Origin of the sequence: Pseudomonas sp. MWU12-2029 (assembly GCF_023242425.1) — a bacterium.
GTDB lineage: Bacteria > Pseudomonadota > Gammaproteobacteria > Pseudomonadales > Pseudomonadaceae > Aquipseudomonas > Aquipseudomonas kribbensis.
In genome coordinates, this window is sequence record NZ_JALJDY010000004.1 from 600,163 (window position 1) to 619,632 (window position 19,470).

Below are 19,470 nucleotides of genomic sequence, written 5' to 3' on the forward strand. Positions count from 1 at the left end.
TATTCTCAAGTCAAATTGCAACAATATGTTGCCGCTATCCGCCCGATAAGGAGTTCCGTTTTGGATTTATCGACCGCTGCCTGGATGGTTCACGACACCCGCCTGATTCTCTGCTGCCTGCTGGCGATTGCGACGATTATCGTGTTGATCAGCGCCAGCAAGCTACCGCCCTTTCTATCGATCCTGATCGGTACGTTCATCGCCGGCGTCGGCGCGGGTTTACCGCCAGAGGACGTGGCCAAGGCGTTCAGCAAAGGCGCCGGGGCGATTCTCGGCGAGGCAGGGATCATCATCGCGCTGGGCTCGATGCTTGGCGCGCTGATGGCCGAGTCCGGTGCAGCCGACCGCATTGCGTCGACCTTGCTCGGACTGGGCAAAGGCAAATCCCTGCCATGGGTCATGGCGCTGGTGGCGATGGTGATCGGCCTGCCGCTGTTCTTCGAAGTGGGGCTGGTGATGATGGTTCCGATCATCTTCGTCATGGCCCGCCGTTCCGGTCAGCCGCTGTTGAAAATTGCGATTCCGGCGCTGGCCGGCATGACCACGCTGCATGCCCTGATGCCACCGCATCCCGGACCGTTGATCGCGGTCAGCGCATTGCATGCCGACCTTGGGCTGACCATGCTGCTGGGCTTCAGCATCGCCATCCCGGCGGTGATCCTGGCCGGACCGATCTACGGCAACTGGCTGTCGAAACGCATGCACGTCGATGAGCCGGCAGAACTTGGCGCGCTGTTCAGCGCCCCGCCGAAAGCGCCGCGCCAGCCGAGTTTCGGCATGTCGCTGCTGATCATTCTGTTGCCGGTGCTGCTGATGCTCGGCAGCACGCTGGCGAAAGTTGCGATGAGCCCGGAAAGCAACGTCGCCCTGACCCTGAAGTTTCTCGGAGAACCCTTGGTGGCGTTGGGCATTGCCGTCATGGCGGCGGTGATCTGCCTCGGCTGGGCCAACGGCATGCCGCGTGAACAAGTCGGCGGCACCCTGCGCAAAAGCCTCGCGCCGATTGCCGTGCTGTTGCTGACCATCGGTGCCGGTGGCGGCTTGAAGCAGACCTTGCTGGATGCCGGCGTCAGCCAGACCATCAGCAAAGTCGCCGAAGGCGCGCACATGCCGTATCTGCTGCTGGCCTGGCTGATTGCCGTGGCACTGCGTCAGGCCACAGGCTCGGCGACCGTGGCCACGACCACAACTGCGGGGATTCTGGCGCCGATGATGGCGGGCCTCGCCGCGACGCAAAGTTCGCTGGTGGCGCTGGCGATTGGTGCCGGGTCAGTGTTCTTCTGTCACGTGAACGACGCCGGCTTCTGGATGGTTCGCGAGTACTTCGGCCTGCAACTGAAACAGACGATCTGGGTCTGGTCGGTCCTGCAAACCATTGTCTCGGTGGTGGGTCTTGTGGGGACCTTGCTGTGGTGGCACTGGTTGACGTGACGGCGACGCGAGTTTGCGCCGAGGCCGTCAACCAGCCTTCAGGAACAGGGCGCCACCGAACGGCGCCCGCCTCCGGGCACGCGCACTCCGAAATACGCCGCGCTGACGATACCGACCGCGCCCATCACCGCGCAGAACATCACACAGATCCACGGGCTCCACGGCATCAGACCGATCAGCAGCAGCGGTGTGATGCTTGCCCATGCGGCGTAGGCAATGTTGTAGGTGAAGGAAATACCGGATACCCGGATACGAGCCGGGAACAGACCGACCATCACCGAAGGCACGGCGCCGACCACACCGCAGGCAAGGCCGGCGATAGCGTATGCCAGCCCTACCCAATCGCCGCCCATGATCAAACAGCTGTAAAGCACGCCGATGCCCAATGGCAGCAGCAGGCTATAAAACATCACCGTGCGCCAGGCACCGATGCGGTCCACCAGCAGCCCGGCAATCACGCAGCCGATGTTCAGGAACACGATGCCCAGAGCGCTCAGGGCAAAGGTATGGCCGGCGGTCATGCCGAAGGTCTTCTGCATCATGGTCGGGGTGATGACCACGAACACCACCACCGCCGAAGTCAGCACACAGGTCATCAGCATGGCCGGCAGCATCGCCAGACGATGCTCGCGCAATACTGTGCGCAAGGGCAGTTCGACCCGCGCCTCACGCTGCGCTTCCATGGCCATGAATACCGGGGTTTCGCTCAACCAGCGACGCAGGTACACGCCGATCACGCCGAACACTCCACCGAGCAGGAACGGATAACGCCAGGCGTAATCGAGGATTTCCGCCGGGGTAAACACCTGTGCGAGAAACGTCGCAGTCAATGCGCCGATCAGGTAACCAAACGTCAGCCCGGCCTGCAGAAAGCCTAATGCGTAACCGCGATGCGCGACTGGCGCATGCTCGGCAACGAACACCCAGGCGCTCGGCACCTCACCGCCCACCGCCGCGCCTTGCAGGATGCGCAGCGCCAGCAGCAACAGCGGTGCGAAATAGCCGATCTGGGCGTAGGTCGGCATGATCCCGATCAGCAGGCACGGCAGCGCCATCATCAGGATGCTCAGGCTGAAGACTTTCTTGCGCCCCAGCCGGTCGGCGAAATGCGCCATCAGGATCCCGCCCAGCGGCCGTGCCAGATAGCCCGTGACGAAGATCCCGAAGCTTTGCAGCAGGCGCAGCCACTCGGGCATTTCCGGCGGGAAAAACAACTGGCTGAGGGTCAGGGCGAAGAACACGAAAATGATGAAATCGTAGATCTCCAGCGCCCCGCCCAGGGCCGCAAGGCCGAGGGTCTTGTAGTCGGAACGGCTGAACGGCGCCGGTCGGGCAGTGGAATGGGCAGTCATGGCAAAGAACTCTGGCAGGCAAAAAACCAAGGCGCCCATGGTCTACGCAAACGGGCCGGTCGACAACCCGTTAGACCATAGTCTGATTCAGTGAAACACGGTCACAAAAATCCGTCGGTTGATTTACTGTTGGCACCTGTCCAGACGGGCCGGCCAAGCCCCGAAGACCACAATAAACATAAAAATCCGAGGTACTCCCGTGGCCGTTGATATCGAAGATAGCCGCTCTGCGCGCTTTGCCTTGCGCTGCTCCAGTTTTGCCGAACGCTGGTTTCCCGACTCCTGGGTGTTCGCCGCACTCGCCGTGATCATCGTGGCCCTGGCTACCCTGGCCATGGGCGCCAAGCCCACCGATGCTGCCATGGCTTTCGGCGACGGCTTCTGGAGCCTGATCCCCTTCACCATGCAGATGGCCTTCGTGGTGATCGGCGGTTATGTCGTCGCCAGCTCGCCGCCCGCCGTGAAGCTGATCGATCGTCTGGCGCGAATCCCGAAAAACGGCCGCTCCGCCGTGGCCTGGGTCGCGCTGATCTCGATGGTCGCGTCGTTGCTCAACTGGGGCCTGTCGCTGGTATTCGGCGGTCTGCTGGTGCGTGCCCTCGCCCGCCGCACCGATCTGAAAATGGACTACCGCGCCGCCGGTGCCGCGGCTTATCTGGGCCTTGGTGCGGTGTGGGCGCTGGGGCTGTCATCGTCCGCCGCGCAGTTGCAGGCCAACCCCGCTAGCCTGCCACCGTCGATCCTGTCGATCACCGGGGTGATTCCGTTCACTCAGACGATTTTCCTCTGGCAGTCCGGCGTGATGCTGCTGGCGCTGGTGGTGATCTCGATCATCATCGCCTACGCCACCGCGCCCGGCCCGAACTCGGCGCGTGACGCCAAGGCCTGCGGCATCGACCCGGCCTTCAACCTGCCGCCGCTGCAACCGCGCACCCGGCCCGGCGAATGGCTGGAGCACAGCCCGCTGCTGATCATCGTGCTGGTGCTGCTGGCGGCCGGATGGCTGTTCCACGAATTCTCGACCAAACCGGCGATCACCGCGATTTCCGGGCTCAACACCTACAACTTCCTGTTCATCATGCTCGGCGCATTGCTGCACTGGCGGCCGCGCAGCTTCCTCGATGCGGTGGCGCGAGCGGTGCCGACCACCACTGGTGTGCTGATCCAGTTCCCGCTGTACGGCTCGATCGCTGCGCTGATGACCACGGTCAAAGGCACCGATGCCCAGACTCTGGCTCACCATATCTCGACGTTTTTCGTCAGTATCGCGTCCCACGACACCTATGCGCTGCTGATGGGCGTGTACTCGGCGATTCTCGGTTTCTTCATTCCGTCCGGGGGCGGCAAGTGGATCATCGAGGCGCCGTACGTGATGCAGGTGGCCACCGATCTGAAGTACCACCTGGGCTGGGCCGTGCAGATCTACAACGCCGCCGAAGCCCTGCCGAACCTGATCAACCCGTTCTACATGCTGCCGCTGCTGGGCGTGCTGGGGCTGAAGGCCCGGGACCTGATCGGCTTCTCGTTCGTGCAACTGCTGGTGCACACGCCGCTGGTGCTGTTGTTGCTGTGGGCGTTGGGGACGACATTGGCGTATACGCCGCCGGTGATGCCATGACGCGGAATCATCTTCAGGCGTAATTCTCATGAGGGAGCTAGCGTATTGGCTCCCTCATTTGTTTCTGCGCCTTGGAAATGTCACCCAACCGTCACATTCCCTTGCTAGCGTCCTCCCGAAACATACTGAAACAATTAAGCATAAACGGACTTCTACATGAACGACGACACCGACGGCAAAGATCCCTCCTCGCCTGAATCCGACAATCCCACCGACACCAGCCGCCGCCGTTTTCTCGGCGGTGTCGCAGTCCTGGGTGTGGGCGCCACGCTGGCCGGGTGCGGGAATGCCGCTGATCAGCCGGGCAAACCCGACGAGCGTCCGCTCACGCCCGCCGAGCTGGACAAGGCCCTGCACGATCAGGTGAAGACCGTCGTGGTGATCTACGCCGAGAACCGCAGCTTCAATAACCTGTTCGGTGATTTCCCCGGTGTCGAGAAGCCGCTGTCTGCACTCAAGCCTGAGGAATACCAACAGCGCGACCGCGACGGCAGCCTGCTGCAGACCCTGCCGCCGGCCTGGGGCGGTGTGTTGCAGATCGGCCCGCAAACGCTGGATGGCGTGACCTATCCCAACGCTGTGCAGTTTCAGGAAAACCTGCCCAACGCACCTTTCGCTCTGAAAGGCCCGAATGCCGAAGACCTGCCCCTGGGTCTGGTCACTCGGGATCTGTGGCACGTGTTCTATCAGAATCAGATGCAGATCAACGGCGGCAAGAATGACGGTTTTGTCGCCTGGGCCGACTCCGGGGGCCTGACCATGGGTCACTACGCCCAGAGTCGCTACTCCCTGCGCCTGTGGGACGTGGCCCAGGAGTTCGTGCTGTGCGACAACTTCTTCCAGGGCGCCTTCGGTGGTTCGTTCCTCAACCACCAATACCTGATCAGCGCCACCGCGCCGTTCTACCCGAACGTCGCCAACTCAGTTGCCAAGAGCCAGATCGCCGCGCTGCAAAGCGATGACCCGGCCGACCCGCGCCTCAAGCCGCTGGAGCAATCCCCGGCCAGCGCCATGACCGGCCCGCCGCAGTTCGGCCCGAGCGCGCTGACCCCGGACGGTTACGGGGTCAACACCCTCGCCCCGCCCTACTGGCCGACCTGGATCCGCGACCCGGAGCGCCCGGCGTACTCCAAAGCCGATCTGCCGAACGTCATGGTGCCGCAGACCCACGAGCACATTGGCGACAAACTGTCGAAGAAGAACATCGACTGGGCGTGGTACGCCGGCGCCTGGCAGGCGACGCTGGATCAGTTCAAGGATTCCGGCGGCATCCCGAAAATCCCCAACTTCCAGTATCACCACCAGCCGTTCAACTACTTCCAGCAACAAGGCCCGGAGCATCCCGAAGAGCGCAACAAACGCCTGCGCGACGCCGGTCTGGGCGATGAGTCGAGCACCAACAAATTCTTCGCGGACGCCGAGGCGGGCAAGTTGCCGGCCGTGAGTTTCTACAAGCCCCAGGGCAACCTGAACATGCACGCCGGTTACGCCGACGTGGCTTCGGGCGATCGCCATATCGTCCGCGCGCTGAAAGTGCTGCGGGAAAGTCCGCAATGGAAAAACATGGTGGTGATCGTGACCGTCGATGAAAACGGCGGCTGGTGGGACCACGTCGCACCGCCCAAGGGCGATCGCTGGGGGCCGGGTTCGCGGGTGCCGGCGCTGGTGGTGTCGCCGTTCGCCCGAAAGGGAACGGTGGATCACACGGTCTATGACACCGCTTCGATCCTGCGTCTGATCACCCGCGTCTTCCAGCTGGAGACCCTGGCAGGGATCAAGCAGCGTGACGATGCGATGACCGGCCGGGGCCAGAAACCCATGGGTGACCTGACCAACGCCCTGCATTTCAAGGCCTGAGGACGAGTCCTGCGATACGGCTCAAAAAACTGCGGCTGACGGCTTCTCGCCATCACCCGGCTGATCCAATATGTGGCGCACCCGAGCAACGGGGAACCCACGCTGAAAAGGATCTGAGCATGTTCAAACTCGCAGGACTCACCCTCGCTGCGCTCACATTGAGCGCAGCCGCCCACGCCGATGTCGACCTGAAACTGGGCAGCACCGAACGCGTCACCCGCCTCTTCGCTTATCCCAACAATTGCAGCGTGATCTGCTTTCGCAACTGGACGCTTGAGCAGACCGTCGCCCATTACCTGAGCCAGAGCGTGCAACGCGATGGTTATACCGGTGCCAAGGTGCTGGTGAAGAATGACAACGGACAAATCTATGCCGAGATCAGCGGCGTGCCGAAAGGCTACGACAAACCGCTGACCGCGCTGCTGGATGCCGGCGACCTGGCCTACACCGGCGCCAGCAAACTCAACGCCGATGGCAAGTGGGCGTACAGCTGGTATCTGTTCCTGCCGCTGGGCATGGCCCTGGAAAACCGTAAAAGCGTCGAACTGCTGCACTTCCCGCCGGATTACTCGCTGACCCAGGCCCAGGACTACCTGCGCTCCAACACCACTGATCGCTGGGCTGCGCTGCTGACCGACAACGGCATCCCGGCCGACCAGACGCCGGGCTACCAGACCATTGTCGACATCGCACCAATTGCTGCCCCCGCCAGCGCCGGCAGCGACCTTGAAGGGGTCTACGACTACTTCAAGGATTACCAGACCACCATGGTCAAACAGGTCAGCGTCAGCGCCAGCGGTGCAGCCCTGCCGATGGTGGCCTTCGGTGCACCGGTGCGTAACTGGATCAAGCAGCAATACGGGCCGACCGTGAACGTACTGGGTCTTGCAACCATCACTCCGAGCGCCGGGGTGAACGTGCCGGTACTGGGTTCCAACCACCCGAGCTACATCTGGTACGCCGCCGATCCCAAGAGCTACACCGGTGACGACGCCCAGGCCAAGGCCGACGCGGCGGGGCTGAAAGTGATGGGCCAGGACTTGAGCGCCGCCTGCTGGCAGGCCGGCATGGGCAGCAAGCCGGGCACCGACCCGAAAACCCTGCTGAACAGTTGCACCCAGACCTGGCAAGTGACGCAGAAGGTCAAGACCTGCGAGTTGTTCTACACCTCGATCCGCAACCTGACCGCCGAACAGGCCGCCGCCAAGTGCGCCACCACGCCGATCAAGGCTCAGTTGCAACAGCTTCAAAGCCCGATGCCGGACACCGCGGTGCCTGCTCCGCATATTTGACGCAAGGATGGATTTTCCGTGTCAGCGCAGGCTGACGCGGAAAAACGTATTTCACCCCTGTCAGATGTGACAGTAGATCTGTAGTTTCATATACGAGATATTGGATCCAATACTGTGTTGCCGGGCCGAATGGAAACCGCCCTGTTGAAGTCGCAGCATCTTTTCGACAGGGATCGTTATGAATACGCAAGTCCTTCGCCATCCCACGCCCCGCGATACAGAAGGGATCTACCCGTTCATGGGGCTTCCCGTCCGTCTCGGATTCCCTTCCCGGGCCGACTTCGAAGTGATGCACGACGCCCGGGGAACGCCCTGTGCAGTCGTCGCGCGCCGGGAATTCCTGCGCATCACCCGCATGTGCAGGGTCTCGGGCCAACTGCTGCCCTACCGCTGCCGCCAGACCCGGCAATTACAGGCAGGCATCCATATTTACGATCCACGCTTCTGCGGATTGTTAGAACACTCCTGTGACCCGAACGTGTTCATCGACATGAGTGAATTATGGTTGTGGGCCCTGCGAGACATTCAGCCGGGCGAGCGACTGACCATGGATTACACCGCCACCGAGGACAAACTGCTCAGGCAGTTCGCCTGCGGTTGCGGGTCTGCTCATTGTCGCGGCTGGATCACCGGTTACGACGAACCACCCAGCCTTGAAGGCCAGCGCTATTTGAAGAGCTGGCTGCGACAAGGCTTGCGCTGACTTGCAGGTTACGGTGCGCCGACCGGCCGCAGGCGGTATTGCGGCGGCAGTTGCTCGAAGCCGCTGATGGTGGTGTTCAGACTTTTCCAGCGGCCATCCTTGATGCCGTAGATGCAACCGTGGATCGACAGGCTCTGCCCGCGATGCCAGGCGTTCTGGATGATGCTGGTGTGAGCGACGTTGGCCACTTGCTGGATCACGTTGAGCTCGCACAGTCGATCGACCTGTTCCTCCTCGGTCGGCAGCTTGGCCAGTTCTTCGCGCTTTTCGTAATACAGATCGCGAATCGACCGCAGCCAGCCATCGATCAGACCGAACTGGCGATCCTGCATCGACGCCCGCACACCGCCGCAACCGTAGTGGCCGGTGACCAGAATGTGTTTGACCTTGAGCACGTCCACGGCGTACTGGATCACCGACAGGCAGTTGAGGTCGGTGTGCAGCACCACGTTGGCGACGTTGCGGTGAACGAACAGATCGCCCGGCAACATGCCGACGATTTCGTTGGCCGGCACCCGCGCATCGGAGCAACCGATCCACAGGTATTCAGGCGTCTGCTGGCGGGCCAGCTTGGCGAAGAAATCCGGGTCTTCCTTGGTGATCGCGTCAGCCCAACGCTCGTTGTTATCAATCAGGTCTTGTAAGTCATGCATGCTGTAAGGCCTCAAGAAAGATGCGCTGCTATGACAGACAACCGTCCGTCGGGGTCACGAAAGGATCGCAAGTGATTTCGTTGGAATTTCTCGTGTGCCGAGTGAGTCCACCTGAGTAAGGCCCACAGTATGAGGAATTGCCATGACTGATTCACGACGTCCCTTCGACGCGGTGCAGCCGGAGCCCATCGATGATAACGAAGACCGCATGGGATCGGTGCATGAGCTGGATTTCGACGACGAACAGCCCAGTGCGAAGATCGGCGATGAACTGCCGGAACGTGAGCGTGAGCAACGGATGCCTCGTGAGCGGGTACGGGAGGCGGGCCTGACCGGCGCTTCAGTGGCTGATCATGAGCCGACCGACGATGACCTGAGCCCGGAAACTTTGATCCGCGAAGACGGCGCCCGTGATGCCGATGAGTTGGGGTCAGGCAATCAGGCGGATTGGGATTTGAGCATTGTCGATGAGGACGACATTGGCGGCGGCGACGGACTGGATGAAGCGGAAATGGCGCGTCGCGACCCGATGGACGGCAAACGCTGAAGTGCTCCGTAGAAGCTGTCTCCGGTTGAGACAGCTTCTACCGCCGATCAGTCAACCAGGGTGCAGGCCATGACCACGGCGTCTTCACGCCCGCCCACTGCCGGGTAGTAATCGCGACGACGGCCGATTTCGTTGAAACCGTAGCGCTCGTATAGGCGGAACGCCGCTGTGTTGCTGTCGCGCACTTCCAGGAAACACTCCCGGGCATCGGCCGCATAGGCACGGGACATCAGGTATTCGAGCAATGTCAGCCCAAGGCCCCGGCCCTGATTCTCCGGCTTGACCGTGATGTTGAGCAGGTGCGCTTCATCCAGAATGATCTGCACCACCCCGTGGCCGACCTGCTGCTCGCCTTCGAACATCAGCCAGATCTGGTATTTGCCCAGCCCGTCGAGAAAAATCCCGCGGGTCCAGGGATGGCTGTAGGCCGCGAATTCAATTTTCAGCACAGCGTCCAGATCGGCTTCGACCATCGGACGGAAGGTTACCGCATCACTCATTCGATTCTTTCCAGCGCGCCATCAGCCGACGCATGGCTTGCCACACGGCGGCTTTGCGCTGTGGCTCTTCCATCAACAATTCCAGTCCCGGCACGGCCCAGGCCAGGCCAAGACCCTCGATCTGCAATTCACTGTTGAACGCCTCGGCGTCCTTCTCACCGGCGAAGCGCACCGCCGGCAGACCGATCAGCCACAGGCAGGCGCACGGCGCGGCTTCCATTTGCACCGAAAGGAAACCCTGGACGAAATCCCGGGCCGCATCCGGCCCCTGATCCATGGTGCCGCGCACCAGCAGTGGCCAACGCACCGGATCGCCGACGATCTGCGGCGCATCCGGCAAACCGGCGGCCCGCAGCATGTCCTTCAGCAGCAGATAGGCCGGATCCCGGCTCTGGAACGATTCGCCTGTGGGTAACTCCACCAGCAACAGGCAACGGCCGGCGCGTAGCAATTGCAGGGCGAAACGCGGTGGCGGCACCGGCGCGGGCCGTGCGACCACCGGCGCTTCTTCGGCTTCCTCCACCGGTTTGGCGGCAGGGCGGCCGCTGGCGGGCGTCGGTCGCGGGACCTCGATCTTCGGCCGCTCGGCCACACGCGCAGCCGGCTGAGCCGGCGCCTCAGCCGGGGATGCCGGTGCGACGGACAGCAAAACCTCGGGCTCCGGCTCCAGAGGCTCCAGAGGCTCCAGCAGCTCGGGCCGCGACGGAGCGGCGAAAGGCAATTCGGTGCGCGGCAGCCAGTTGACCACCTGCATGGCGTTCAAATAGGCGCGGCGGCGGGACTCGATTAGCAAGGGTCGGCCACTTGTGGATAACTGAAGTGCGCTGATTCTACCGCCCTTCGCTCAAGATCGCCCGCTGTTGATCGATAGTCTTGACCGATACCTTGACGCAAAGAAAAGCGACAGCCCGTCCCGAGAGTGAATCGCATCCCGCGTGATGCAGTACAATCGCGGCTTTTAATCGCCAACCAGCCGGCCATTCCGATGATCGAACCCAAGCGCGTCTTGCGCGCCCTCGCTGAACACTGGGCACTTCTGGAGCCACTGTGCGAGCACTTCGACCAGGGCACCCTGAGCCTCAACGAACTGCGCACGCAACTGGCCGCCCAACAACTGGAAAGCACGCCACAGGACATCACCAGCCTGCTCGACGTGTGGATTCGCCTCGACATTCTGGTCCCCGTGGCGAAAAGCCCGAACCGCTTCGAGCTCAACGCGCAAATCCACGACTTCCTCGCCTACCTGCGCCGGGAGCACCGTCTGGGCCTGTGCCTGGAAATCGAAGCCTACCTGCGTCACCTCGAGCGTCTGGCCGGTTATATCCAGGATGCGTTCGACATCCGTGACGGCAATGACCTTGCCCGTCAGTTGCGCCTGCTCGACATGCGTGTGCGTGACGTTCTGAAGAAACTCGACAACGACGAACAGGCGCTGGTGGCGGTGGCCGAACGGGCCAAAACCAGCGACCGGCAAATCCCCCTGCGTCAGCGTTACGCCGAAGTACTGGCGACCTGGGACGAATACGTCGAGCCGATGATTGATCTGGTGAACGCCGACGGCGCCTTCGAACAAGGCGTGCGCAAGGTCGAAACCGTGCTGTTGAAGATGCTCAGCGAACAACAGCGCCTCGGCCATCTGGTCGATGACGACATGCTGCTGCGCACCCACGCGCGCATCCTCGAAATGCAGACCAGCGCCCAGTTGACCCTGCGTCACGCCCGGGAACTGCTGCTGCCGCTGCGTGAAGAAGCGCGCCGACACAACGCCGTGACCCGTGGTGCTGCGCTGGCGCTGGCGGCGATCCGCCGCAAAGGCATCGACGCCGTGCCGCAAGCCGCGATGCCGCTGTTCACCCGGCCGCAAAGCACCTTTCTCGGCAGCGCCAGTCAGGTTGAAGCCTACGTCTACGCCCTGGCCCGTTTCGAGCCGAAACCGGCGCGTTTCCCCAAGGCGCACAAGTCGCAAAAGACCGGCGATGCGCCGCGTGCACCGCGCACCGTGCGCGAAATGGTCGACCGCTGCGAAGAATCCCTGCCGATGCCGGATCTGATGACCTGGCTGCTGGAACAGGAACCGGACGGCGCCACCGACGAATTGCTTTACTGGTTCTCGCGCCTGTCGCGGGAAAAACGCTTCAAGCGCGAGCGTCTGGAACGCCGCGAATACCATACTCACGAGCACCAGGTCAGCCTGCGCTCCTTCGCCCTGCTCTCGGCCCGCGACCCCGCCGCCGAGGATTCTGCGAGCACTCCACATGCATCTTGATCTCTCCGAACTGTCTCAACTGGCGCCGATCTTCCGCGAACTGTTCAAGGGCTACCACGTCAGCCGCCGCGATCCTGAGCTGTATGCGCAGCTGTCGAACTTCCAGGACCAGTACCGCACGCTGTTCAAGGCCCTGGGTTTCGAACTGGTCTGCGACACCCGTGGTTTCTACTACTTTGTGCCGGACATGGCTGCTGCGGCGGTGAACAAGACCGCCCAGCGTCTGGCGCTGTTCACCTTCATCCTTGTCGAGCACCTGGCTGACCAGGGTCGCGACCCGATCGCCGTGCTGGACGGCGGCAGCCTCGGCCGTGACGAACTGCCATCGCTGCTGGAGAAGTACCGCGACCTGTTCATCCAGGCCGAAGTGCAGACCGTTGATGAGCTGGAAGAGAAGATCATGCGCCGCATGACCCAGCTCGGCTTCGCCGGCGAAGAAAACGGTGTGTACCGCTTCCTGCCGCCGATGCACCGCTTCCTCGACGTGTGCCTGTCGGTGCAGCAGGACCGCGATCTGGCGGCCAGCGTACACAGCGTGCTGCCGCTGCCGGCGCCGGTGCTGATCGACGAAGAGGCCGAAGCCCGAATGCTGGAAACCGACGATCCGCTCGATCTTTCCGAATTTGAAGAAGAAAGCGAAGAAGACGCACTGGCCCGCGCCATTGCCGAAGAACAGGAGTCCGACGCATGAGCCAGGAACGCTACGGCATCCGCCGCTTTGCCCTTTTGAACACCGCCGGTTACAGCCTCGGCCTGTTCCCGCTGGAAGAGCCGCTGTCGGTCTACGGCGCGAACAACCTCGGTAAATCCGCCTCGATCAACGCCTTGCAGTTCCCGATTCTGGCGCGCATGTCGGACATGAGTTTCGGCAAGTACAGCCTGGAACAATCCCGGCGTTTCTACTTTGCCTCCGACACCAGCTACATCCTGGTCGAAGTGAACCTGCCTCACGGCCCGCACGTGATCGGCGTGGTCGGTCGCGGCCCGGGCGGGGGTTTCGGTCACCAGTTCTTTGCCTACGCCGGCAAGCTCGATCTGGCCCACTACCAGAAAAACGATACCTGCCTGCGCCAGAAAGAGCTGTTCAGCAACCTTGAGAAGGAAGGCCTGAAAGCCTACGAGCTCAAGCCTGATGAACTGCGCCGTTTGCTGGTTGGCGGTCACACGTCGATCCCGCTGGATCTGACCCTGATTCCGCTGCGCTCCACCAGCGAGCAGAGTCTCAAGACCTTCCGCGCGCTGTTCATCAACCTGCTGCACATGCGCGAAATCACCGCAGCCAAGCTCAAGCAGCTGTTCCTCGATGCCTTCGAACACAGCCTGCGTTCCGGCAGCGTCGACTACATCGCCGCGTGCGAAGAAGCCTTCCGCGATGTGCGTCGCATGGAACAGGACTACAACTCGCTGGTCGCTGCCGGCCCATTGGTCGAAGCCTTGGCCAACGGCGTGAAACAGCGCGACGTGCTGCGCGGCAAGCTGCATCGCCTGTCGCCGCTGCTCGACTCGTTGCTCGGTACGTGGTCGGACTACGCCACGGCGCGCAAGGAAGAGCTGACCATTCAGGCCGAACACTACCGTCGCGAACAGGACGACCTGCAGAACGACCAGCGCGGCGGCACTCAGGAGCTGATGCGTCTGGAGCGGGAAATCTCCGGCATCCAGCGCTGGCTCGGTGAGTTGTCGGTACTGAAGAATCGCTTTGCGCTGATCGATGACGTGAAAGTGCTCGAGCAGCAACTGCTCGCCGCCAAGGACGCTCACGATGAACTGGCCGGTGCGCTGGCGCAGTCCCGTCAGTTCAGCGCCGAGGATCTCGAAGAACGTCTGCGGGATCTGGAAAAACGCCTGAAGTCGGTGAAGCAGCAACTCGATCACGCCGACAACAACAGCTACGCCCGCCTGCGCGAAGAGTTTTCGCAACAGGACGTCGAGCGTCTGATGCGCCTGTTCAACAGCGCGCTGTTCAGCCTGCCGCTGGGCGAGCACGGCATCACCCTCGACGAGGATGGCGAATGGGTGAAATCGGTCGAGCTGATCCTCGACGGCTTCAAGGGCGAACGTTTCGAAGTGCCGGGCCTGTCGATCGACATCTCGCACATCGAGCCGCCGGCCCTGCAAGCGCTGGCTGACCGTGCCGCGCTGCGCGATCAGAAAGAGCGTCTGGAAAAAGAACTCAAGCAACTCAAGACCCAGCAAGCCGTGGCCGCCGACCGCGCTGCGAGCAAGACCCAGACCGAAGCGCTGTACCAGCAGGTGCTGGACGCTCAGAAAGCGCTGGAAGATTTCCGTCGTACTCAGACCCTGAGCGCCGAAGAAGGCGACAAGCTCGAGCAACTGGCGCAGATGGAAGCCGCGCAGGACGAACTCAAGCGCTCCAGCGATGCATTCACCGAGCGCGTCCAGCAACTGTCGGCCAAGCTGCAACTGGTCGGTCGGCAGATCGCCGACATGGAAGCCAAGCAACGCACTCTCGACGATGCCCTGCGCCGTCGTCAGTTGCTGCCGGCAGATCTGCCGTTCGGCACGCCGTTCATGGATCCGGTCGACGATTCCATGGACAACCTGCTGCCCCTGCTCAACGACTATCAGGACAGTTGGCAAGGCCTGCTGCGTGCCGATGGCCAGATCGAAGCGCTGTACGCGCAGGTGCGCCTCAAGGGTGTGGCCAAGTTCGACAGCGAAGACGACATGGAGCGACGCCTGTCGCTGTTGATCAACGCTTACGCGCACCGTACCGACGAAGCCCTGACCCTGGGCAAGGCACGTCGCGCAGCCGTGACCGATATCGCGCGGACCCTGCGCAACATCCGCAGCGACTACGACAGCCTCGAGCACCAACTGGCGCTGTTCAACCGCGAGATCAACAAGCGTCAGGTGTCCAACCTGCAGAGCTTCCGCATCGTGCTCGCGCCGAACAAGGAAGCCCTCAAGCACATCGACCAGATCATCCACAGCGCCGGTCAGTACGAAGAAGGCGAAACCCTGTCGGTGTTCGACCTGAGCCAGAGCGCCGAGCAGGACAACAAGAACGAAGAGGCCAAGGAATACCTGGCGCGGCTGGTGGCGGCGAACCACAACCAGCTCGGCCTCAAGGACTTGTTCGAACTGGCGTTCGAGATCACCAAGGTCAACGGTCAGCCGGTTATCCACACCGACATCGATGGCGCGGCGTCCAACGGCACCACGATGACCATCAAGGCGCTGACCAACATGTATTTGTTGCTGCACTTGATGGACCGCGATCTGGCCGGCCGAGTGCGCCTGCCTTACTACCTCGACGAGGCGGCGGACATCGACGAAAGGAACCAGGCGGCGTTGCTGGAAACCAGCCTGCAACTGGGCTTCGTGCCGATTCTGGCGAGCGTGAAGCCGCAGGTCTGCGCCAGTGTCGCTATTGACCTGGAAGGCGGCAGCGGCCCGGCCGGCATCTACATCGACGAGGCGGACTGGAAGTACATCCGCCGCCACGATGTGGTGAAAGCCACGATCAATGTCGAAGCGGATGAACCGGAGCTGGATGCGGTTTGATGCGTAGCTGACGGGCACAAAAAAGGGCCGCGATCCATTGGATCGCGGCCCTTTTCATTGGGCGGGATTATTTGCCGAGGGGGATTTTCGGCGCCCAGGTCAGCCACTCGTCTTCGAACTTGTCGAACAGCGGGAAGGTCTGCTCGGCGCGAGCCGGGTTGCCCATCCGCTCGCCATCCGGTGTGGCGAAGGCGATACCGCCCTGAATCGCCGTTTCGAGAGACTCGGTGCGTACGGTCAGGCCATTGAACAAACCAATATCGAAACCGACACCGCTGGTGTTCCAGAAGCGGCTGCCACTGCGTACCAGCGGCGCGTATTTCGGCTCGATCAGGATGTGCACCAGAACGCGGTCGGCGGTTTGACCCAGTTCGTAACCCGTGACTTTACCCACCGTGATTTCGCGATAGGTTACCGGCACGCCGGGTTTCAACGAGCCGCGACGGGCGGCACTCAATACCAGACTGAGACCGGCCTCTTGTTTGCTCACTTCCGGCGGATTGGCCAATGCCACGAAGTTCTTCTGCGGGCCGAGGCTCTTCGCCGCCGGCTGAACTTCGATGTACTGCCCCGTGACCAGGGTTTCCAGATTCGAGGTCTTGATCAGCCCCAGTTCCGGCTTGACCACCCAGAACTGGCTGCCGACCCGGGCAATCTTCTCCGGCACTTCGGTGATGCGTGCGGTGAGGATCACCGATTGCAGATCATCGGTCAGGTCGACGCTTTCAATCTTGCCGACATCCAGTCCCTTGAAGCGAACCGGCGTGCCGCTGCGCAAGCCGTCAGCGCGGTCCACCTTGATGGTCACCACCTCACCCTTCTGATTCGCGTCATCATGATTGGCGAACAGACGGAAGCGCGGAATACGCTTCTGCAACGGCGCCTTGACTTGCGGCGTTTCGAAGGCGATACCGCCGGCCATCAGAGTCTGCAAGGACTCGCTCTTGACCTGAATGCCACCAGTCAGGCCACCGGTCAGAGTGATGCCGCTGACGTTCCAGAACCGGGTCGAGGCGTTGACCAGGTTTTCGTATTCCTTCTCGATGTGGACGCCAATCACCAGTTGCTTTTTGGTCTTGGAGAACTGATAGCTCTGCACCGAGCCGACCTTGACCTGTTTGTAGAGAATCGGACTGCCGACCTCGATCGAACCGAGGCTGTCGGTGAACAGCACCAGGTGCAGGCCCGGTGCCTTCAGATCCAGAGGCGGCGCCTTCGGCCGTGCCTCGAACTCGCGTTGCGGCGCACCGCCCTTGTCGCCGGGGCGCACGGCGATGTAGTTACCTTTGACCAGTGCTTCCAGACCGGTGATGCCGGCCAGGGAAATCGACGGTTTGACCACCCAGAACTGGGTACCGGTGACCAGATACTCTTCGGCCAATGGATCGAGGGTCAGTTCTGCGGTTGCGCTGGACAGATCCGGATCAATTTTCAGGGCTTTGAGGTTACCGACCTGAATGCCCTTGTACATCACCGGGGTACGTCCGGCCTGCAGACCTTCGAAATCGCTGAGTTTGACCTTCACGCGGATACCGGCGGCGGCCGCATCGAAGTCTTCGTACAGGCGGAACGGCAGGCTCGGATCGGTGGGCGGGCTGTCCTTGCGGTTCTCCGGCGTAGCAAAGGCAATACCGCCGGCGACGATGCTGGCCAGGGATTCACTGCGCACTTTCACCCCGGACAGGTTGGCGTCGATGCTGATGCCGCTGGCGTTCCAGAAGCGCGTGTGTTTGCGCACCAGTTTGGCGTAGGTCGGTTCGATGAATACCTTGAGTTCAACAGTGCTCTGGTCTTCCGACAGCACGTAACTCTTGATCTGGCCAACCTTGATCTGCTTGTAGAACACCGGGCTGCCACGGTTCAGCGACCCCAGGCGATCAGCCTTGATTGTCAGGTGCAGGCCGGGTTTGGAGTCCGACAGTGGGGGCTCTTCGGCCAGGGCCTTGAACTTGCGGGTCGGCTCGCCTTCACCCGGGCTGATCGCGACATAGTTGCCCGACACCAGGGTTTCCAGGCCGGTAATACCGGCCAGGGTTACGCTCGGTTTGACCAGCCAGAAGCGGGTGCTGGTCTTCAGGTATTGATCGACATCCTTGTTCATCTCGATGGTGGCGATCACCCCTTTGGTAGCACCTTCGTCATCGAGCTTGAGGGCTTTGACCTTACCGACAGACATGCCTTTGTAGACCACTTCGGTCTTGTTGGCCTGGATGCCTTCACCACTTTCGAAACGCACCTGAATCTCGATGCCGGTTTCGTTGTAGGCACGCCATCCCAGCCAGCCACCGATGATCAGGGCAATCAGGGGCAGTACCCAAATGGCAGACCAGTTCGAAGCCGGTCGGGTTTTCGCTACGGGCAAATCAGTCATGGTCGGCGTCCGACTCCGTGTTATCCCAAATCAGTCGGGGATCGAAAGTGACAGCGGCGAGCATCGTCAGAATCACCACACTGGCGAAGGCGATGGCGCCCAGATTGGCTTCGACGCTGGCTAGCCGGCCGAAGTTGACGACCGCCACCAGAATGGCGATCACGAAAATGTCGAGCATCGACCAGCGGCCGATGAACTCGATGAAGCGGTACATCCAGATTCGCTGGCGCGCGGACAATGGCTGGCGGCGCTGTACCGAAAACAGCAGCAGCGCGATGCCCACCAGCTTGAAGGTCGGCACCAGAATGCTGGCGATAAACACTACGGCAGCGATCGGAATCATGCCGTGCTGCACCAACTGGATGACCCCGGACATGATGGTGCTCGGATCACCCTGACCCAGCGAACTGACCGTCATGATCGGCAGGACGTTCGCCGGAATGTAGACGATCGCGGCCGTGATCAGCAGCGCCCAGGTACGCGCGAGGCTGTTGGGCCGTCGGGCGTGAACCAGCGCACCGCATCGGGTGCAGGTCTGCACGTCGCTGTCGGCATCCTGCTTGTTCAGTTCGTGGCATTCGGTACAGATCAGAATGCCCGCATCAATCGCCCGCATGGGGATCTTCTCCTGATAACGCCTGCCAGATCTGGTGCGGTGACATCACCACTTCGAGCCAGACCTGAACCAATAACAAACCGATGAAACAAGCCAGACCGAGACCGACGGTGATGGCCGCCATGTCCGCCAGTTTGACGATCGCCACCAGGACACCCATGAGGTAGACCTCAAGCATGCCCCAGTCTTTGAGGTGGTGATAAATGCGGTAGAGCAACAGGCCGTAGCTACGACCGATGTTGAAACGGATGGTCAGCAACACGATCAACTGACACAGCAGTTTCAGCAGGGGGATCGCCATGCTGCACAGGAATACGACGACTGAAACACCACGCATATCGGTATTGAACAGGCCGACAACGCCGCTCCAGACAGTGTCCTGCGACGATTGCCCGAGAACATTGAGCTGCATGATGGGTAAAAAGTTCGCCGGCACGTAGAGCAACAGTGCTGCAATGACCAGGGCAAGGCTACGTTGCACCACGTTATGACGGTGGGCATACAGTTCGTAGCCGCAGCGTGGGCAGAGGGCTTTCTCACCGTGGGCAAGCTTGGGCTTGCGCATCAGCAGATCGCACTCATGACAGGCCACCAAGTCATCCAGCGGTAAATCTGACAGCCCGGGGGCGTCAACCGAATCCGACATAAGGGCTCTGGCTCCGAAAAAGATGGGGACTATTCTAGTGTTCTGATTCGAAAATAACTGTGCAAATTTGTTCGCTGTCGCGGGCAAAAA

Annotated in this window: 16 protein-coding genes; 9 read left to right on the forward strand and 7 right to left on the reverse strand. The window is 61.6% G+C overall.

Annotation, left to right across the window (positions count from 1 at the left end; all coding sequences use genetic code 11):
- The first annotated feature begins 60 nt into the window (after positions 1-60).
- Entirely contained in the window at positions 61-1,431 is a 1,371-nt protein-coding gene (locus M5B44_RS13150; RefSeq protein ID WP_248739395.1) for a gluconate:H+ symporter, read from the forward strand.
- Positions 1,432-1,469: 38 nt separating this feature from the next.
- Here the strand turns inward: M5B44_RS13150 and M5B44_RS13155 are convergent, their stop codons facing one another.
- Positions 1,470-2,783, reverse strand: a complete 1,314-nt coding sequence (locus tag M5B44_RS13155; protein ID WP_248739396.1) for an MFS transporter — start codon at positions 2,781-2,783, stop codon at positions 1,470-1,472.
- Between the two features lie 199 nt (positions 2,784-2,982).
- On the opposite strand from M5B44_RS13155, the gene M5B44_RS13160 reads away from it, so the two are divergent.
- The 4 genes from M5B44_RS13160 to M5B44_RS13175 all read left to right on the forward strand — a co-directional run bounded on the left by M5B44_RS13160 (position 2,983) and on the right by M5B44_RS13175 (position 8,253).
- Positions 2,983-4,401, forward strand: a complete 1,419-nt coding sequence (locus M5B44_RS13160) for a short-chain fatty acid transporter (RefSeq protein WP_085709272.1) — start codon at positions 2,983-2,985, stop codon at positions 4,399-4,401.
- 156 nt (positions 4,402-4,557) lie between these two features.
- The gene (gene acpA, locus M5B44_RS13165) at positions 4,558-6,258 is read left to right on the forward strand and encodes an acid phosphatase (RefSeq protein WP_248739397.1); all 1,701 of its coding nucleotides are present in this window, start codon (positions 4,558-4,560) and stop codon (positions 6,256-6,258) included.
- Between the two features lie 119 nt (positions 6,259-6,377).
- The gene (locus tag M5B44_RS13170) at positions 6,378-7,550 is read left to right on the forward strand and encodes a hypothetical protein (protein ID WP_248739398.1); all 1,173 of its coding nucleotides are present in this window, start codon (positions 6,378-6,380) and stop codon (positions 7,548-7,550) included.
- A 178-nt stretch (positions 7,551-7,728) separates the two neighbouring features.
- Positions 7,729-8,253 carry an SET domain-containing protein-lysine N-methyltransferase gene (locus M5B44_RS13175; protein ID WP_248739399.1) on the forward strand — a complete coding sequence of 175 codons (525 nt, stop codon included), beginning with the start codon at positions 7,729-7,731 and terminating at the stop codon, positions 8,251-8,253.
- Positions 8,254-8,261: 8 nt separating this feature from the next.
- Here M5B44_RS13175 and can read toward each other — a convergent pair whose 3' ends face one another.
- A complete protein-coding gene (can, locus tag M5B44_RS13180) occupies positions 8,262-8,906 on the reverse strand; it encodes a carbonate dehydratase (protein WP_007951756.1) in 645 nt (214 codons plus the stop codon).
- A gap of 142 nt (positions 8,907-9,048) precedes the next feature.
- Here can and M5B44_RS13185 point away from each other — a divergent pair, with 142 nt between their 5' ends.
- Positions 9,049-9,453: a serine kinase/phosphatase gene (locus tag M5B44_RS13185; protein WP_114885535.1), complete on the forward strand. Its 405-nt coding sequence runs from the start codon at positions 9,049-9,051 to the stop codon at positions 9,451-9,453.
- 47 nt (positions 9,454-9,500) lie between these two features.
- Here M5B44_RS13185 and rimI read toward each other — a convergent pair whose 3' ends face one another.
- Both rimI and M5B44_RS13195 read right to left on the reverse strand, forming a co-directional pair.
- Positions 9,501-9,953 carry a ribosomal protein S18-alanine N-acetyltransferase gene (gene rimI / locus M5B44_RS13190; RefSeq protein WP_085709267.1) on the reverse strand — a complete coding sequence of 151 codons (453 nt, stop codon included), beginning with the start codon at positions 9,951-9,953 and terminating at the stop codon, positions 9,501-9,503.
- Positions 9,946-10,707, reverse strand: coding sequence for an energy transducer TonB (locus tag M5B44_RS13195; RefSeq protein WP_248739413.1), 762 nt, complete (start codon positions 10,705-10,707; stop codon positions 9,946-9,948). Before M5B44_RS13195 ends, rimI begins: the two co-directional genes overlap by 8 nt.
- Positions 10,708-10,938: 231 nt before the next feature.
- On the opposite strand from M5B44_RS13195, the gene mksB reads away from it, so the two are divergent.
- Genes mksB through mksF form a run of 3 tightly spaced genes read left to right on the forward strand, consistent with a single transcriptional unit; the run spans position 10,939 to position 15,747 of the window.
- Positions 10,939-12,219, forward strand: a complete 1,281-nt coding sequence (gene mksB / locus M5B44_RS13200) for an Mks condensin complex protein MksB (RefSeq protein ID WP_162803512.1) — start codon at positions 10,939-10,941, stop codon at positions 12,217-12,219.
- Entirely contained in the window at positions 12,209-12,910 is a 702-nt protein-coding gene (gene mksE / locus M5B44_RS13205; RefSeq protein WP_248739400.1) for an Mks condensin complex protein MksE, read from the forward strand. The genes mksB and mksE overlap by 11 nt, the downstream gene beginning before the upstream one ends.
- Complete coding sequence (mksF, locus tag M5B44_RS13210; protein WP_085709263.1) at positions 12,907-15,747, forward strand: Mks condensin complex protein MksF; 2,841 nt, start codon at positions 12,907-12,909, stop codon at positions 15,745-15,747. Before mksE ends, mksF begins: the two co-directional genes overlap by 4 nt.
- Positions 15,748-15,814: 67 nt before the next feature.
- On the opposite strand, the gene M5B44_RS13215 is transcribed toward mksF, so the two are convergent.
- From M5B44_RS13215 to M5B44_RS13225, 3 genes are read right to left on the reverse strand one after another with little or no spacing between them, the layout of a single operon-like run.
- Positions 15,815-18,118, reverse strand: a complete 2,304-nt coding sequence (locus tag M5B44_RS13215; protein WP_248739401.1) for an intermembrane transport protein PqiB — start codon at positions 18,116-18,118, stop codon at positions 15,815-15,817.
- A complete protein-coding gene (locus M5B44_RS13220) occupies positions 18,111-18,734 on the reverse strand; it encodes a paraquat-inducible protein A (RefSeq protein ID WP_085709261.1) in 624 nt (207 codons plus the stop codon). The genes M5B44_RS13215 and M5B44_RS13220 overlap by 8 nt, the downstream gene beginning before the upstream one ends.
- A complete protein-coding gene (locus M5B44_RS13225) occupies positions 18,721-19,380 on the reverse strand; it encodes a paraquat-inducible protein A (protein ID WP_248739414.1) in 660 nt (219 codons plus the stop codon). Before M5B44_RS13225 ends, M5B44_RS13220 begins: the two co-directional genes overlap by 14 nt.
- Between the last annotated feature and the right edge of the window lie 90 nt (positions 19,381-19,470).

What these genes read in the sequence shown, in the direction of transcription:
- rimI (WP_085709267.1), bottom strand. Translation starts at nt 9,953, where the DNA reads ATGAGTGATGCGGTAACCTTCCGTCCGATGGTCGAAGCCGATCTGGAC.
- mksF (WP_085709263.1), top strand. Translation starts at nt 12,907, where the DNA reads ATGAGCCAGGAACGCTACGGCATCCGCCGCTTTGCCCTTTTGAACACC.
- can (WP_007951756.1), bottom strand. Translation starts at nt 8,906, where the DNA reads ATGCATGACTTACAAGACCTGATTGATAACAACGAGCGTTGGGCTGAC.
- mksE (WP_248739400.1), top strand. Translation starts at nt 12,209, where the DNA reads ATGCATCTTGATCTCTCCGAACTGTCTCAACTGGCGCCGATCTTCCGC.
- M5B44_RS13155 (WP_248739396.1), bottom strand. Translation starts at nt 2,783, where the DNA reads ATGACTGCCCATTCCACTGCCCGACCGGCGCCGTTCAGCCGTTCCGAC.
- M5B44_RS13215 (WP_248739401.1), bottom strand. Translation starts at nt 18,118, where the DNA reads ATGACTGATTTGCCCGTAGCGAAAACCCGACCGGCTTCGAACTGGTCT.
- M5B44_RS13175 (WP_248739399.1), top strand. Translation starts at nt 7,729, where the DNA reads ATGAATACGCAAGTCCTTCGCCATCCCACGCCCCGCGATACAGAAGGG.
- acpA (WP_248739397.1), top strand. Translation starts at nt 4,558, where the DNA reads ATGAACGACGACACCGACGGCAAAGATCCCTCCTCGCCTGAATCCGAC.
- M5B44_RS13195 (WP_248739413.1), bottom strand. Translation starts at nt 10,707, where the DNA reads ATGCAGGTGGTCAACTGGCTGCCGCGCACCGAATTGCCTTTCGCCGCT.
- M5B44_RS13170 (WP_248739398.1), top strand. Translation starts at nt 6,378, where the DNA reads ATGTTCAAACTCGCAGGACTCACCCTCGCTGCGCTCACATTGAGCGCA.
- M5B44_RS13225 (WP_248739414.1), bottom strand. Translation starts at nt 19,380, where the DNA reads ATGTCGGATTCGGTTGACGCCCCCGGGCTGTCAGATTTACCGCTGGAT.
- mksB (WP_162803512.1), top strand. Translation starts at nt 10,939, where the DNA reads ATGATCGAACCCAAGCGCGTCTTGCGCGCCCTCGCTGAACACTGGGCA.
- M5B44_RS13185 (WP_114885535.1), top strand. Translation starts at nt 9,049, where the DNA reads ATGACTGATTCACGACGTCCCTTCGACGCGGTGCAGCCGGAGCCCATC.
- M5B44_RS13220 (WP_085709261.1), bottom strand. Translation starts at nt 18,734, where the DNA reads ATGCGGGCGATTGATGCGGGCATTCTGATCTGTACCGAATGCCACGAA.